Source organism: Chryseobacterium sp. OV279 (assembly GCF_900128945.1).
GTDB lineage: Bacteria > Bacteroidota > Bacteroidia > Flavobacteriales > Weeksellaceae > Chryseobacterium.
In genome coordinates this window covers 232,900-249,918 of the sequence record NZ_FQUD01000002.1, presented here as the reverse complement: position 1 = coordinate 249,918, position 17,019 = coordinate 232,900, and the positions used below count along the sequence as shown (strand labels likewise).

The 17,019-nt window shown below is 33.7% G+C and carries 10 protein-coding genes and 1 pseudogene; 2 read left to right on the top strand and 9 right to left on the bottom strand.

Going from position 1 to position 17,019, the window contains the following annotated elements; translation table 11 throughout:
• Positions 1 to 116 precede the first annotated feature (116 nt).
• The 5 genes from BUA72_RS09075 to BUA72_RS09065 form a co-directional block, all read right to left on the bottom strand.
• Positions 117 to 1,622 carry a transcriptional regulator gene (locus tag BUA72_RS09075; protein WP_072922676.1) on the bottom strand — a complete coding sequence of 502 codons (1,506 nt, stop codon included), beginning with the start codon at positions 1,620 to 1,622 and terminating at the stop codon, positions 117 to 119.
• A gap of 553 nt (positions 1,623 to 2,175) precedes the next feature.
• Positions 2,176 to 2,349 carry a T9SS type A sorting domain-containing protein gene (locus BUA72_RS24815; protein WP_410493307.1) on the bottom strand — a complete coding sequence of 58 codons (174 nt, stop codon included), beginning with the start codon at positions 2,347 to 2,349 and terminating at the stop codon, positions 2,176 to 2,178.
• A gap of 91 nt (positions 2,350 to 2,440) precedes the next feature.
• On the bottom strand, positions 2,441 to 2,593 hold the full coding sequence (locus BUA72_RS24415) for a hypothetical protein (protein ID WP_175548871.1): 153 nt from the start codon (positions 2,591 to 2,593) through the stop codon (positions 2,441 to 2,443).
• Between the two features lie 860 nt (positions 2,594 to 3,453).
• Positions 3,454 to 5,487, bottom strand: coding sequence for a M16 family metallopeptidase (locus BUA72_RS09070; RefSeq protein WP_072922675.1), 2,034 nt, complete (start codon positions 5,485 to 5,487; stop codon positions 3,454 to 3,456).
• Between the two features lie 52 nt (positions 5,488 to 5,539).
• On the bottom strand, positions 5,540 to 6,853 hold the full coding sequence (locus BUA72_RS09065) for a M16 family metallopeptidase (RefSeq protein WP_072922674.1): 1,314 nt from the start codon (positions 6,851 to 6,853) through the stop codon (positions 5,540 to 5,542).
• A gap of 1,495 nt (positions 6,854 to 8,348) precedes the next feature.
• Between BUA72_RS09065 and BUA72_RS09055 the strand changes: the two are divergent.
• Positions 8,349 to 8,868 (top strand): annotated as a pseudogene (locus tag BUA72_RS09055) (transposase); the annotation flags it as partial.
• Between the two features lie 175 nt (positions 8,869 to 9,043).
• On the opposite strand, the gene BUA72_RS09050 reads toward BUA72_RS09055, so the two are convergent.
• The 4 genes from BUA72_RS09050 to BUA72_RS09035 form a co-directional block, all read right to left on the bottom strand.
• Complete coding sequence (locus BUA72_RS09050; RefSeq protein WP_072922672.1) at positions 9,044 to 10,159, bottom strand: hypothetical protein; 1,116 nt, start codon at positions 10,157 to 10,159, stop codon at positions 9,044 to 9,046.
• A gap of 265 nt (positions 10,160 to 10,424) precedes the next feature.
• Positions 10,425 to 10,760 (bottom strand): transposase, encoded by a 336-nt coding sequence (locus BUA72_RS09045; protein WP_072922671.1) that lies wholly within the window; start codon positions 10,758 to 10,760, stop codon positions 10,425 to 10,427.
• Between the two features lie 58 nt (positions 10,761 to 10,818).
• Complete coding sequence (locus tag BUA72_RS09040) at positions 10,819 to 12,819, bottom strand: T9SS type B sorting domain-containing protein (RefSeq protein WP_072922670.1); 2,001 nt, start codon at positions 12,817 to 12,819, stop codon at positions 10,819 to 10,821.
• A 181-nt stretch (positions 12,820 to 13,000) separates the two neighbouring features.
• Positions 13,001 to 15,262, bottom strand: a complete 2,262-nt coding sequence (locus BUA72_RS09035) for a T9SS type B sorting domain-containing protein (protein WP_072922669.1) — start codon at positions 15,260 to 15,262, stop codon at positions 13,001 to 13,003.
• Between the two features lie 832 nt (positions 15,263 to 16,094).
• On the opposite strand from BUA72_RS09035, the gene BUA72_RS09030 reads away from it, so the two are divergent.
• Positions 16,095 to 16,829 (top strand): integrase core domain-containing protein, encoded by a 735-nt coding sequence (locus tag BUA72_RS09030; RefSeq protein WP_139259580.1) that lies wholly within the window; start codon positions 16,095 to 16,097, stop codon positions 16,827 to 16,829.
• The last annotated feature ends 190 nt before the right edge of the window (positions 16,830 to 17,019 follow it).

Genomic DNA, 17,019 nt, shown 5'->3' with positions numbered 1-17,019 from the left:
ATGTTTCAAAACTCAATAGCATAAAGTTTTACTAATTTGTCTCCGTAACTTCAGTTTTTTTATTATTGTCTTAAAATATTGTCTGTCTTTCTACAGTATTTGACATTTTCATACATTTAGCCAATACCGGAAATCATTATATAAATGTCATCACTAGGAAGAAGATCCAATTTTTTTCTTAGTCTGTATTTTTTACTCTTAACAGAATCTATTGTGACATTTTTAAATTTTGCTATCTGCTTCGTGTCAAACCTCAATTTTATTAGAGCACAGTACTCTATTTCTGAATACGTAAGCTGTGAATTTATTGCTAGAAGTTGTTCTTCAAATCTAGGAAACACTCTGGAAAATTGTATGTAGAAAGACTTGTCATCATTTTTAGCCAGCTCTATCAACTCTTTTAAGTCAGCAAGTTCCCCATTTCTCACATTTTTTTCATGACCAAGCTTTTGATTGAGAAAAACTGCGTTTTCATCTGTGAAATTTCCATTGTTTAAACTTACAGCAGCCCTTTTTTTATTTGAAATAGTGATAAAAAATATGACTCCCATTACTATCAGCAAAAGTGTTCCAGTCAAAATATATTTTTGCCTATTTTCCCATTTATTATGAATAATTTTAGTTTTTGCTTGCAATTCATGATCAAGAGATTTTTTTTCACTTTTAGTAAACTCGTCTGCTATTTTTTTTGCCTTCAAAGCATATATGCTCTCATTTTCGTGATCACCCAAACCCCGGTATGATTCTGCCATATCTGCGTAGTCATCACCTAAAGCCTTCAGATAGACATTATACCTATTAATCAATGCCACCGACTTCTCAAAGTAGTCCAAAGCCTGCATATAATTTTTTTTCTTATTCTCAATCTTTCCCTTTAAACCATAGTAATAAATGTAGTCCGACTTATTATTCACATCTTTCGAATACAAATGGAATTTGCTAAGATATAGCTCGGATTTTGTAATTTGGTTATTCTCCCAATATAAACTGGCAAAGTCCATAGAAAATGAAGACAGATACGAATTCCTTTCTTTCAGGGAACTAATATTTTTCGCCTCATAATATCCTTTATTAAGATAGAATATAATTGAATCGCTTACCGCAGACGTATAATCTTTCTTAACATTTCTGGACATCGTCCTATAAATAATGGCTTTTCTTTTTCTTTTCAGATCATTTTCGGGCATTTCTTCTACCAATGCTAATCCTTGTCCCAAAGATATTCTTGATAATTTAGGATAGTCTATGTCAGTATAGATCATTCCTTCTGTAATCAGCAGTGACGCCCAAGCAGAATAATCTTGGATTTTTTCAGCAAAGATTTTACCGGCTGAAACCTTTTGTAATGCTAAATGGTAATTCTGCTGTCCCATATAGATAACAGACATTCCACGAAGAGCCTCTAACATTCCTTCCTGATAATCAATGACATTTGACTGAAAATATATTTCGTTGTATAAACGGATCAAGTCCATAGGCTTACTTTTGGAAGCACCTTTGCGGGCATCAACAATCTTAATAAGGCTATCGATATGATCTTGCTTCCCCGCATTATCTTGTGAATAAAAAAAAATAAATACGAGTAATAATATTAAAGAACTTACTATAGTTTTTCTTTTCATATAAACATAATTATTTCAATATACTTGTAAAATCCTTTTGTTTATCCTCATAGCGCACAATTACTTGAGTAATGTACCCAAATTTTCAGTTAACCTCATTTATGATTCACCTCTATATCCCCCATCGGTAAGAATAATTTTTCCAGATTTAAAAAGTAAACTAAAGTACTCGATAAAAATTCTGTGGCTTTACAATCTTAGATATTTGCTGCCGTTACCATGACTGCCAATAGAAATCCGCTTTTCTTTGCCCCTACCTGTCGTTTAATTTATTAAGGAAAAAAAAAGACACAAAAATATGGCAATCATATAATTAAACTTTTTTTATCGAAAACAAACATACTATAAAAATTTCTATAATTTAATTTTTAAACAGGTTATAAAGAATTATTTAATAGGATTTATTCTAGCTTAATCTTTATTGATTGAATATGAATATGATTATCAATATATTTTAATAATATCCCTGTATTATTTCGCTGTAAAAGTTCCCTATAGGTATGAAGCTCTTTGCTCATAATATTATTTATAGATATAACCTTGTTCCCCTCTTTCAATCCTTTTTTATGTGCAACCGTATTTCCCCTGACGTTCGGATATTTTTCCTGTTTGTTACATCTATTTTCGGACTTACCAATTTCCCGTCTATCGCAAATACGCTATAGGTAATACTTTTTTTCGCATCGGCTTCAATTATAAAAATACCTTTAGAAGGATTCGGATAAATAACAAATCCACTGTCAACTTTTTCTATGTTATTTACTCCTACTGTTGAATTGAGCGCAAAGTTTGTTGTATTTACATTAAAAAAGACATTATCAATTGCTTTTGATCATTAATCTCGCATTATTCGTTGTACCAATTCCGTCGGGAACCTTAAAGGTATAGGATCCATTATTTGGAATACTGGCAACCAATAAGTGAGGGAAAGTAAGATCACCATCTGTTGAAAGTAAAACACTTGTGTTCACAGTACTAACTGGAATTGCATTTGTATTAGCAACATACAATCACATAAGGTTTTATTTAAACTGTTTTCATACCAAATAAAATGAGCAAAGGTTTGACAATAATAACCAACCTTATGAAGAGAATTATTATTATTGAAAAATTCTTTGCTCAAGAACAAAATAAATTAGTATTAAAATATATTGAAATTTGTGTTATTCAAAGATAGAATTCCTAAAATAAAATACAAAAAAAAACATCTACACTGCTACTACATTTGATAAATATCCGCTGTTCTACGGATTTATTGAATACGGTAACCCCTAGAAAGAGTGTTCGTTTTTTTTGATATACCTATTTCAATCATTGCTGATGATTGAAAATCACCATTAATAAAAAGCAGTTGTTTTAAACCCACTATGAACACGAGTTTAGCCGATCTCATTGAACAGTATATATTTTTTTTCGTTCACCCTATAATTTTGAAACGGTAACGCAAAATAGACTCATTCAATTGGGTCAGGATAAAAAGCTAGTGTTTTCAACTATTATATGAAGAAAATACAAATTTATAAACATCTTCTTCCGAAGTGATCAAAAGTATTGTGATGCAAAGAATCAAAGTAAAAGCATATTTCTACATTTAATCGTTAAATATTACTTTGTGCCCAATTGGGTTACCACTCGGTTCACTGTACATGCATCTGAACCTCAAAAAATAGGACAAGGAAGATTGATTAAGGTCTGTAGAAATGTGTCGGATTTTCAAATATATAGTTTTAATACATAACAGAAAATTTCATAAAGCCCATTTTAGATCAAATTGATTATCAAAAAAAAATGACAACAAATGTTGCCATTTTTTCTTTAAAAGGGTTTATTCTTATTTAAAATCAGAATCTTTAGCTTGATTGATCTGATAAGATTTTATACTTATGGTTAAGTCCCTTCCACCCATATTCTGAAGCATTGTATGAGGTAGTTTTACTCCTGATACATCTTTATAATCCGTATAACTTGTAGTAGTAGAACCCCCTTCTTCTACTCTCACCTCACCAGTTTTCAATCCGGTTTTTACGCTATAATAATAGGTGTCTTTTGCCCTTTTTACTACGTAAGAATCTTCGTTGTTGTATTTTTCAATTCCTGCTAATTTATATTCGGCAGATTTAGCATAACTCAATGCCGGGAATAATTCTTTTTCCTGAGACATCTCTGCTTTCTGCTTCTCGTTTAGAGGAGTCTTTTTTTCCTGAACTTCTATATAACCATCTTTTCCGTCAAAAACTGTTTTTTGAACTGTATTTCCCATCATACTCATGTTCGAGGACATCTTCCCTTCTTTTGCCTGGATCATTTTCAAATTCATTTCCATTCCTTGCATTTTAATAGTAGATTCGCTGGAAATAGAAGTGATCTTCTGAACTGCAGCCAATCCGCCAATTGCATTGATGTATTTATCAGCAATTGAACCAATTGTAATGCTTGCATCGACCTTTTGAGTAACAGGTTTTGATGCAGGATTAGCATCTTTATCAAAGTATTTTACAGGATATCCTAATTTCTCTAATCCTTCGGAGATATCAGAAGCTTTACCAGCAATGAAAATTCTGCTTTGATTAGGTAAGATAGTTGTTTTTACAGCGCTGGAAACATCGGCAGCAGTTACTTTGTCAATTGATTTTAAATAGTTGGTGTAGAAATCGGAAGGAAGATCCTGAATTTTTTGATTTAAAGCAAATCTTGCTATAGTCTCAGGTTTTTCTAAAGACATGATGAAATTTCCTTTTAATTTTGCTTTTGCATTTTCAAGCTCTTCCGGCTTTACTGTAGAAATTGCATTAAGTTCATTCATGAATTCCTTAACCGCCTTACCAGTAACCTCATTTCTCACACTTGCTTGAGCAGAAAACTCAGGAGAATATTTGCTTGCATTCATGTTGGAGTAGGCACCATAGGTAAATCCATTTTTCTCACGTAGGTTCATGAAGAGCCTCGCTTCAGCACCGCCACCTAAAATGTAGTTAGCAATAGTTGCAGGGAAATAATTAGGATCCTTCATTTTCAGAGTATTCAGATTTCCAACAGAAACCACAGACTGTACAGCTGAAGGAACATCCACAACATTAACTTCAGTTTTAGCAACATTAGATGCTGGCTCTAAAGTGGTAAATGCAGTATTCGATTTTTTCCAGCTGTTGAATGCTTTTTCGATCAAAGGTTTTACCTGATCGTATTTAACATCTCCAACAATAACCAAATAAGCGTTATCGGGAGCATAATATTTTTTATAAGTATTCTGAACATCTGCTAACTGAATTTTATTGATAGATTCAACGGTTTCAAATTCTCCTCTGGAAGTATTTTTTCCATATTGTAAGGCATTGGAAACTTTTGATGCAATAGAGGACGCATTTTTTTCTTCAGACTTTAAACCTTCAATTGCTCTTTCCTTAGAATTCTGAATTTCTTCAACTGAGAATTTAGGATTAATAATAGCATCAGCCATTAATCCCAGTACTTCTGGGAAATATTTTGAAAGGGAACTTGCTGAGGCACCCGCTGAAGAAAAGTTAAGATTAGCGCCTAAGAAGTCAACCTTTTTGTTGAATTCGTCTTTGTTCATGTTTGTAGTTCCGTTTTCGAACTGTTCTGCCATGATCTCGCTAACTCCTGTTACATTTCCTTCGTAATACGGAGGTCTGTCCATAGAAAGGCTGGCGCTTACTCTTGGTAATTTGTTGTTTTCTACAACCATTACCGTAAGACCATTGCTTAATTGAAAAGTTTTTGGTTTTGCAATGTTGATGACAGGAGTTGGTCCCGGTTTAGGCATTGCATTAATATCTATCTTTTGTGCAGAAAGCATTCCTGTAAATAAAAACGCTGCCGCTATATATGTTAATTGCTTTTTCATTTGTAAATAATTGTTTGTTATAATCACTTTTTAAACCTGATGTCGTCAAGGACTATTTTTTTTCAGGTACGTAATTAATGATTACTCTTTGGTTACGATTCAGGTACTTTTTAGCGGCATTCTGAAGATCTTCTCTTGTGATTGATCTGTAGATGTCAATTTCCTTGTTGATTAAGTTAGTGTTGCCCATCAATACATGGTTTGTTGCTAGTGAAGCGGCAATTCCCTGAATGCTTGAATTTTGATTTACAAACTGATTCTCAAATTGGTTTTGAAGTTTCTGATAATCTTCCTGGGAGATTAACGTTGTTTGAAGTTTTTTGATTTCAGCGTCTATATCAGATTGTAAAGTTTGCTTTGTAGTCTGCCCCATTGGAATAGCAAAGAAAGCAAAGATACTGTAGTCCTCAAGCCCTTGATTGAAAGCATCTACCTGAAGTGCTTTTTTCTCCTGATCTACTAATTTTTTATATAATATAGATGATTTTCCATTGCTAAGGTAAGAGGAAAGCATATTTAAAACATAAGCATCTTTCTCTTTATTAGCAGGTGTTCTGTATGCAAAAACATAAGCTGGAAGCTGGATATTAGGATCAGTTGCAGTCACCTCTTTTTCCTGAGTGATGGGTGCATCTTTGGGAAAGTTTTTTGGAGTTACTGTTCCTTTTTGAATTCCGCCGTAGTATTCCTCGATCCATTTTTTTGTCTGATCTGGTTTGATGTCTCCTGCTACAACAAGAGTAGCATTATTAGGTACATAATATTTTTTATAGAATGCCTGGAACTCCTCTAGTTTTGCAGAGTTCAGATCTTCCATTGATCCAATAGTTGGCCAGTTGTATGGATGATTTGTAAATAAGTTTTTTTGGATAGCTGTAAATAGATTTCCATAAGGCTGGTTATCCACCCTCAGCCTTTTTTCTTCTTTTACAACTTCTCTCTGCGTATCTACACCAACCTGATTGATCACTGCCTGACGCATTCTTTCAGATTCCATCCAAAGACTCAATTGTTCGTTGTTCGAAGGGAATGTTTCATAGTAATATGTTCGATCCTCCGTAGTATTAGCATTATTTTGTCCCCCATTGGAAGACACAATTTTAGACCATTCACCTCTTTTAATATTAGGTGTACCTTCAAATAAAAGATGTTCGAAAAAGTGAGCGAAACCGGTTCTTCCTTTTACTTCATCTTTAGAACCTACGTGATACATTACCCCTGTGGTAACTACCGGTGCTGTATTGTCCTGATGAAGAATTACATGTAAACCGTTTGGTAAATCATACTCCTCGAATTTGATTTGTTGTGCATTCAGTACCATTCCGAAGAAAGCTACAGCAGCAACAGAAAGAAGGCGTTTTTTCATAATGTAAAAAATGTTTATCAATAAGTATTAAAAATACCTAGATTTTTACAAATCAGGCATTTATTTTATTTTTTAAATTAGTTTTCTATATCCATTAATAGTTAGTTTGGTATCGCATATATTTCTGCTTGATATCTTTAAAATTACAATAACCACATATAAAATAAACTCATTATCCCATCACTGTCACTATCAATTCTAAAATAATGCATAAATGGCAAAATTTAGGGAATCAATATTAAAAAATATAAAGATGCCTTCTGAAAAGATAATGTCTTGATATTTTCATCAGATATGTACTTAAGGATAAAAATTAATTAGTTGTATAAACTGGTCCGTTTTAAAGGACAAATGCAAAAATATCGATTAACATTCTTTGAAAATTTTGGTCTACTGTCGTATTTGCATAACCATATTTATCGCCAATGATAAATGAAGCTTCCAAATAATACCTCAAATCTTCACCAGTTTTATTAGAACCTGCATCATCATTCATCATTGTGAAATAACTCCTTCCCGTTTTTAATTATTGTTGAATAAGCTCCGCTTGGGTCTCTTTTCCTTTCTTGTTGTGTTGGCCTCATATATTTTAAATGATTTGATTAACGTCTAATAATGTGTGTTCAAAAGGAACAACTATTTTTCAATTTCTGCTCCAATAAAAACTACACAGACTCTACAAGTCCATATAACATTTCATTTGGTGAAACATCTTTTCTTCAAAATTAATTTGAATATATTATTATACAATCACATGCTTATTATTTTAAATTAAAAATTTACGTTCAACACAAATTCTCTGTGTATATATATACATATGCTAGCAATAATAGCTGCAAGTTAGAAATATATCTATAAAATAATTTAAAAACGGCTACTACTTAACTACTACAATTACCTAATACTAAACTGAATTGAATTGAGCTAGACATTCATGTTTATGATTATCACAATTTGTGACACCAACCTACTTCAGTGTACAAATATATCTGCATTGCCTCACTTTAAATAAAGGTAAATACAATGCAGAGCCTCTTTAGTCATAAACTATTAAGAACTCTAAAATTTTTTTGTGACTTTAATAGGATAGCGTTACCCAATAGTTTTAGCTATAATAATAAAAGCATAAAAAAAATATCACTAAACTTGTCAAAAAATTACTTCTGAGCTTCATTTCAAGATTTCTGTATTCTATGAGATCATTTTTTTCAATTATTTCGAAAGGTTCTATATATCGTTCAGCTACTTTTATAAGCTCATCTTTATTATCAATTGTTTGTGATTTTTTAATTGCATACATTATATTATTTGAGATATCGTTGTACCAATTCTAAAATTTCACACCAAATTAATTGAAACGCTAAAGATAAGATCCTGAGCTCCTTACAGAAAGTAGCTTTTATATCTAAGACAGAATTTTTTTGGAGCTTTATCCTAATAACTATTTTTTTTGGGAGGGAGTGAAGCCTCTGTATTTCTGACGAAAGTTTCTAATACCCTTACCGATAATTTAAACGGATTTACCCAGACTATCCGTTCTGTTTTTCCTGAATCTCAAACCCAAATTTGTGTTGTCCATCAAATCAGAAATGCCTGCAAATATGTGGTTTGGAAGGATAGAAAAGAAATTCTCTGCCGATATGAAGCATATTTACACCGCTCCAACAAAACAAGCGGCTGAAGCTGCTCTAAATGATTTTGCGGAAAAATGGGAAAGTAAATATTCTTATGCTATCGGGTCCTGGCGAAACAATTGGGATGAACTTACTGTATTTTTTGATTTTCCTTTGGAGATCCGTAAGATCATTTATACCACTAATTTAATTGAAAATCTCAACGGAAAAATCCGTAAATACACCAAAAATAAAATGTCTTTTCCTACGGATGATGCTGTACTAAAGTCGGTGTATCTTGCTCTGAAAGAGTCCACCAAAAAATGGACGATGCCTATTCAAAATTGGGGGATTGTTTTAAACCAATTTATCCTTATTTTTGAAAAAAGGCTCAGATTATAAAATCTAAGCCCTAACTTTTTAACTTACACACTTCGTGGGATAGTGTCAAAAAAGTTTACAAATTTTGTTACAAATAATTGCAAATTCAACATTGTTTTATATTCAAACTAGAATATAAAACCCCAGTATAAAAACTATACTAAGGGTTTCTCTTTTTTAGCTTTATTTTATCAATTTAAATTATAATTACCTGTAAGCTTATCCATCTTGTACCATCACTTATTATTTTCCATTGTGAATAATTTGATCCTGCCTGAACTGCATAATTAGCACTGCTACTCTTCGAATTGTAGCTATTAGTGTCTACACTAGCAGAATGCATCGCATAATTTGTAAATACATCTTCTGATGTAGTTACCCCTAATTTATCAGAATCATTAATAAATTGTATAATCCTTCCAGGACAAGTTGTAGGATCAGGTAACAGTAAATTTGCTGTATTATTAAGATATGGGTTTGTATTACTGATATTAGCAGTAGAGTTCCCTCCTGTAGAAGCTATATTATATCGTAATATTAGAATATAGTCATCTGGTTGTACAACATAAGGGCTCGTTGGTGTATAAGTTCCTGTAATGATTTTAAAATTCTCTACCACACTAGAAGAAGATGATGTGATATTGTACCATTTACTGTTTGGAGCATCATAAAAATACAGACCTACAGATGTTACATTCGATACTTTATTTACAGCAGTCCCGTCTAATATTGTTACAAAAACTAATGTTCCATTTTGGTCACTCCCATAAGAAGCATCTTTTGCAGAAAGCTGGGCTCGTGTTAATCGAGGAGTTGTAAATCCGTCAGCAACTGACGGGGTAGTTACTTTGCCTTCTATCTGAACTGTGACTTTTGGGTTACTGGTTCCCATACCTATTCTTCCATCATCTGTAGCTATAAAATCCGTATTTGTATCTCTTACAGTAGAACCATCTGACTTTGTACTTAACTTTATCATTGTATTAGCATTATCATTAGTCCAAGCATCATTTGTTGCATCAAGAGATGTCCAAGTAATACCATTCCAATAATGAAACCCTTTACTAAATCCTCCTGCATCACCAATAAGATATACCAACTGTCCATTAATACTACCATTAATAGATAAAGAATTAACCCTTGGTACTAAAACCCCATCTTGTGCAGTAACTGCTCCCGGAGTGGAACCAGTATGATTTTTTGCCCGTATATCAAGCGTTGATTCTGGAGAGGACGTATTTATTCCTACTTGTCCTAAGACTCTTATACTAAGTAAGAAAAATATTATAAAAATTATATTTATTTTTTTCATTTTGTTATTTAAATTTAATAGTAAGATCTAAAAATTCTGGTAAATTCCTATATACAGGAGGCGGGCGTATACAAGAGACTAACTTATTGGAATAAGAGAGGACTTCCAGCTTTTGAGAATTTAACCCTAAGGCTTTTATGTAACAAGGGTATATAAGTTGCTCTAGTTGAGAAACTCCTTTTGTGGATGGTAAACTCGTATCAATTATGATATTCAAAATTTCTCTGTTAAAATCGTTAACAATATTTAAGTTTCTCACGTTTTGCTACATTCCAGAGTGTCGTGCATAAAATCCATTCCAAGTTATTTTTGGATAAATGAGACGAAGCAATGGTTCTTTTACCCTTGCCGGAAGCCTTTTCTTGCACTTATTTCTCAAATTCAGCTTCATCGATTTGTAAATCCTATAAACCCGTTTGTGATTCCATTCTTTCATTTTAGAAAACTGCTGTACATCGAGCTCTCCATATTTACTCTTCCATTTGTAGAAAGTTAGCTGCCTGATACCACGTCCTCGACAAATATCATTTTCTGTTTTTTCTTGATTTTGCTCAAACAAAATTTTTATGATCTGAACTTCTGAAAATTTATTGTTTTTCATAGTAGTCCAAATTCAGAAACTATATTTTTATATGTGCCTGTTTTTGGGGAAACTACAATTAGTCTCTGTTTTTCACTAGTATCCAACCTGAATATTTACTCGGAGTGTTCTTTTTATCATTTTCACTCCATGTTACAGAAAACCAATAGTTTCCTGTTGATACCTTTCTGCCACCGATAGTTCCATCCCATGCGTATTTATTAGATTTATCACCTTGGTGAATTTTAGCACCATATCTATCATAAATACTAAAGACCAGATTTTGTTTACCGGAAAGAGCTGAATAATCTATTTCGTCATTTACTCCATCTCCGTTAGGAGTAATTACATTAATTAAATTAGGAATAGTTATTGTGACGTCGATTGGTTCACAGTCATAGGCATCTTTTACAAATATGTTGCATTCTCCCCGTGGTAAATTAGTGAATACATTAGAATTTTGCCAGTTGATATTGTCTAATGAATATTGATAAGGTGGAGTTCCTCCAATAGCATTTACTGTGATTGTACTGCTTGAAATATTCACATTGGTAATAACAGGTTGTTCAGCAGGATATACTTTTACATTTTGAATGGCAACGCATTCCCCCGTTTTTAGTTTTACAGAGTAAACACCTACCCCTACATTAGTAATAGCCTGCGTTGTTGCTCCGGTACTCCATAGATAAGAAGCAAAGCCCGGACCTGCATCTAAAGTTGTTTTATCTTCAATACAAATAATTTTGTCTTTTAGAACAGTAGAAAGAACAGGAGCCAGAACGATCAGGGTTACTTTTGCTATGGCGTAACATCCTTCTGAATTGGTCACTTTAATATAAACCACTCCATTAGGAGCAATATATGCGTTCGGTGTGGTGATTTGGTTGGTTCCGTTTTGCGCATCTGTTAGAGATGGATAATAGGTTTTGGTCATTCCTCCAGGAGTTCCTGTTACAATAGCAGTTGTAAGATTAAATAATGCTGTTGCTGGACTTGTCTCGATGAAGCAAGATCTTAAAGTGGCTTCGTTTACCGTGACGGTGGGGGCAACTTTTAAAGCTATTGTTGCATCATTGTTATCACATAATACTGATGTTGGATCCTTTATGACCACAGAGATATTTGTGGCTGAACTATACTGAAAATTTGTAGGATTGGGAATTGGAGTTCCACTTCCTGTAATATAGTAGGTAAAGATATAGTTGCTGGGAGTTGTTGTGAACTGTGGATTTAATGTTGTTAAATCAATAGTTGCCATTCCTGCTAAGTCGGGGCAAATGGATTTGGTAATTGCGGTTTGCAATAAAGGGATTTTATCCACATACACTTTTACGTTTTTAATAGAATGCTTGGACCTTGCTCCTCCTGTAGAAGCTGAAAATCCAAAATACCCCACCGTCATTGCTGCCGCTGCTCCGGAAGGAGCAAAGGATTGATTGACGATTAAGGCACCATCAAGGGTTATTTTTACAATCCAATTGGCAGGAGCAGCAGGATCCACTTCTCCACTTACTTCAACGTGTTTATAAATTGTTCCTTGAAATGGGTGTGTTACATTGAGATCAGTTGAGTGAAAAGAGCTTCCTGGAACATTGTAAAATTCAACATTATTGGTGTCAGTCGTATTTTGAACCTGTCCATAAGCAACGTGTACTTTACTCATACCCGAGCTTCCGATATCGTTGTTATAGGTATCAAAAGCGGTTATAAAACCAATGGCGTTTTGAGATACCCCTAAACCTGAACCAAGAACACTCGCGATTGGTGGATTTGCAAGATACCAAAATGCGATACCATCTCCATTGTAAGTTTGATTAGAATCCATTCTAAAATCGAACTCCACCCTCCATTTATCACAATATTTTAAGTTGATGGGCTCATTTAATCTTATAGAGCCTGATTGGTCATTGGTATCAGGAGTAAGTTGTACAAAGTCGGTGTTTATCAAGGTAGACCCTACCATTGTCCAGCCAGTAGTATTCACAGGGTTTCCTGTCAGCTGATAAGTCTGAGATTTTACTCTGTTAAAAAACAAACCTGAAAATATGATCAAAAAACAAAGTAATATATTTATTCTCATTATAAAAACTTTTTATTAACTGACGTTGTAAAACATATATATCCTCATGAACATTATTTTTTTAAGTGTGCATGAAATCTATTTGATATCGTAAATAATGATGGCTGACTTCCAAGTAAAAAATAAAGAAAAAAACAGTCCAGCCCTGATGGAACCTGACCAATTTTCGACTTCAGGTATGCTAATCCCTGTTTTTCACTAATACCCAGCCATTGTAATTTGTTTGAGTATTGTTTTTGTCATTTTCATTCCAAGAGATTGTGTACCAATACGTGGCAGTTGATATTTTTTTGCCACCAGCGGCGCCATCCCATCTATAATTTCTTAACTTATCTGCTTCATAGAGCTTATTTCCATATCTATCATAAACAATAAATACCAGATTCTTCTTATAAGCCAAGGCAGAATAGTCTATATAGTCATTAATATTATCTCCGTTTGGAGTAATCGCATTAATCAAATTAGGAACCGTGACTTGTACCTCGATAGGGTCACAGTTATAAAAATCTTTAACAAATATTTTGTGTTCTCCTCTTGTTAAACCGGAAAAAACATTAGATTCCTGCCAGGTAATACCATCCAAAGAGTATTTATAAGGAGCTGTTCCTCCACTTACATTAATGGTGATCGTACTGTTGGTAATATCGATGCTCGTAATAACAGGTTGTGGAGCAGCTTTTACTCTTACAATCTGATTCGTAGAGCAATTTCCTGTCTTTAGCAGAACTGAGTAAATTCCTACAGGGACATTTTGAATAGATTGTGTAGTGGCTCCTGTATTCCATAGATAACCATCAAAACCAGGACCTGCATCTAAAGTCGCTGTTTCGTCAATGCAAATGGTCTGATCTTTAAGAACGGAAGATTGTACTGGAGGTAAAACAACAAGATTGATTTTTACTATGGTATAGCAATTATTGGTATCAGTTATTTTAACGTATACTACGCCAGTGGTAGAAACATATGCTGCTGGATTTACTATTTCGTTAGTCCCACCCATCGCATTTGTTAATGTTGTATAGTATTTTTTAATAACACCTGTTTGTGTTGTTACGTTGGCGGCAGTTAAATTAAACAGACCGGATGTAATATTTGTTTCAATAAAACATGAACGTATGGTGTCATCATTAGCAATCACTTCGGGAAGAAACGCCAGAGTAATTTGTGCTGTTCCGGTACAGCCCTGAGGGGTTGTTACTTTCACATAAACAATTCCTGGTGCTGAAGTATAACTTGCAGGGTTGGTAATTTCATTGGTTCCTGTATTGAGGTCACTTAACGTTTTGTAAAATTTCTTTATAACTCCTGGTACTCCGGTTACAGGTGCTGTTGTAAGATTAAATGTCGCAGTACCGGCTTTGTTATTGTTACATTCGGATATCGTTACATTATTTGCTGTAAATGGAGCAAGGACGACCAGTATTTTCCCATTTGGATTATCACACAATACGCCTGCATTGTCTTTAATAACAACAGAAACCGTAGTATTGGCGTTGAATTCATAATTGGTGGGATTCGCTATTGGTGTTGAACTGCCTAGAACATAGTAAGTAAATGTGTAATTAGCAGGTGTAGTAACAAATTGCGAATTGAATGTAGTAAGATTTACGGCACCGTTTCCTGCGGAAGGATTCGGGCAGAAAGATTGAGTTACAGAATTTTGTAAAATAGTAACTTTATCAGTGTAAATCTTTACATTTTTAATAGAATTTCTCACAGATGCTGCTCCTGTAGAAGCTGAAAATCCAAAGTATCCAACAGTCATTGCTGCCGCTGCTCCTGCTGGTACAAAAGATTGATTGATAACTGTGGTTCCATCAATTTTTAAGGTAATAATCCAATTGGTTGGAATTGCAGGATCTACTTCTCCCGTTACTTCAACATGTTTAAAGGTTGGCCCAACCAATGGAAGGGTAGAAGTCAGGTCGGCAGAGTGAAATGAGCTCCCGGCAGTGTTGAAAAATTCTATATTGTTTGTGTCTGTGGTATTTTGTACAACACCATAGGCAAGATGTACTTTATTCATTTGACCGGCTGTCGTATTGTTATAAAGGTCAAAGCCGATCATCAAACCGATTGCATTTTGCGGAATTCCTAAACCTGAGCCTAACTGACTTGTTATAGGAGGATTTTGTAAATACCAAAATGAGAAACCGTCTCCTCTTCCGGCAGATGTACCGTTTCCATCAAGTCTGAAATCGAATTCAATTCTCCACTTGTCGCAGTATTTTAAATTAATAGGGTCATTCAGCTTTATAGCTCCGGATTTATTTGTTAAGTCATCAGTAAGCATGACAAAATCTCCATTTACTGCTGCAGAAGGAACCACGGTCCAACCCGTGGTGTTCACTGGGTTTCCTGTGAGTTGATAAGTTTGGGAAAAGAGTTTTCCGGATAAGCAGAATAAAAGTAGAGTAAAATAAAATAGTAATTTCTTATTCATTAATTAGGATGTATAAAAATTGGACAATGTAGTGGCATAATAAAATAATTTGCTTATCATTTTAAGAGATTTGAATTCTAATTATATATTTTTGGACATCTAAACACATTAGCATTACATAATATTCTTACATTTTTTACAACAACTATCATACTTTCCTTGATTAACAAAACTTATGAAGAGAAAATTCTTATTACATAAAAAATTCCCTAAGCCCAATAAACTATTAACCATAAAAACTAATTATATACTATTTATCCCATAATTCCACACCTAAATTTATTTAGAGACACACCGTTTTTATAATTATAAATGAGATCCAAAGATAGATGTATCTATTATAAATAGACTATAAAGACCTCCTACTTAACTACTACATCTATCAAAAACCAATAAGCATAAAGGTTAAATCAAATAGAATATGTTTTCCTTATTTGTATTTCCTTTTTTTCCTATCATATTTACATTTCCAAATTATTTTTTAATAGCTTTAGTAGTTTTGACAGTTCCATCATTCATTTTTCCAAACAGAAAGGAGCACCTTCAGTAGTAGATCCAATATTATTGGGAGTAAGTTTTCAGAATTCACAATTTAGGTATCATTACAAGGTTTAGGGAAAGTGTGTGAGTCCTGTTATGCACATGAATCACAAATCCGGAGATAGAATGTATGTCGATTATGCAGGAAAAACACTTTCCATTATTGATAAAGACAACGGAGAAGTAAAGAAACTTCAGTTTTCTGTTGCCACTCTGTGAACGAAAAGAACTGGCAGAGGGGGTTATTAGCGAAACAGGAATCAGTATTAATAGGGCTTGTAAGATCGTGTGCATGAGCCGAAGTATGTATTATTATGGGCATAAAAAAGACGACCAAGCGGCTATCTCAAAATTACTGGATTTGGCAGCGAGGTATCCTACAAGGGGATTTGAAACCTATTATGGTAAGATACGTTTGGATGGTCTGCTTTGGAACAGAAAAAGAGTCCTTTGTGTTTATCGAAATATTAATTTAAAACTAAGAGTTAAGCGCAAACGTCGTATTCCGTGTCGGATTAAAGAAAAGCTGATTGTCCCAAGTACAGTCAATGAGAGATGGTCAATTGACTTCATGAGCGATGCTTTGTCTAATGGACGAAGGTTTAGGGTTCTGAATGTCATTGATGATTATAATAGGAAGTCATTGGTTAATGAAGCATTTTATTCAATTCCAGGTGTCAGATTGGTACAAAGATTAAAAGAATTAATCACATACAGACCTAAGCCAAAGCGCATAAGATCCGACAACGGTCCTGAGTTTTTATCCAAGATTTTTGTGGACTTCTGTAAAGATAATGACATTGAATTGCAATATATACAACCGGGAAAGCCCGCACAAAATGCATATATTGAACGCTTAAACCGCACATTCAGAGAAGATGTTTTAGATGCATACTTGTTCGGATCTTTAATAGAAGTAAATGCAATTGCTTATGAGTCGCAGATCGATTACAACAGTAATCATCCGCATAAATCGTTAAATGGACTTAGTCCTTGGCTGTATGCTAAAGAAGTTTTAGTCTATTAGAGTGTATTTTATATTTATCAACTGTTTGAAAAAGGGAAAGTCTTCAAAAACAGGGAAGTTTACGTTGGCACTTTAAAAAAATATAAAAATGAAATACTACAATTACCCTACACAACTTCCTTAAAATATTTAAAAGACTTATTTTAAGCACTATAACTGCAAGAAAAAGCACCCCTGTTCGAACATTAAA

Coding starts and splice junctions, on each gene's coding strand:
- BUA72_RS09075 (WP_072922676.1), bottom strand. CDS start 1,622: ATGAAAAGAAAAACTATAGTAAGTTCTTTAATATTATTACTCGTATTT.
- BUA72_RS09070 (WP_072922675.1), bottom strand. CDS start 5,487: ATGAAAAAGCAATTAACATATATAGCGGCAGCGTTTTTATTTACAGGA.
- BUA72_RS09065 (WP_072922674.1), bottom strand. CDS start 6,853: ATGAAAAAACGCCTTCTTTCTGTTGCTGCTGTAGCTTTCTTCGGAATG.
- BUA72_RS09050 (WP_072922672.1), bottom strand. CDS start 10,159: ATGAAAAAAATAAATATAATTTTTATAATATTTTTCTTACTTAGTATA.
- BUA72_RS09045 (WP_072922671.1), bottom strand. CDS start 10,760: ATGAAAAACAATAAATTTTCAGAAGTTCAGATCATAAAAATTTTGTTT.
- BUA72_RS09040 (WP_072922670.1), bottom strand. CDS start 12,819: ATGAGAATAAATATATTACTTTGTTTTTTGATCATATTTTCAGGTTTG.
- BUA72_RS09035 (WP_072922669.1), bottom strand. CDS start 15,262: ATGAATAAGAAATTACTATTTTATTTTACTCTACTTTTATTCTGCTTA.
- BUA72_RS09030 (WP_139259580.1), top strand. CDS start 16,095: ATGAGCCGAAGTATGTATTATTATGGGCATAAAAAAGACGACCAAGCG.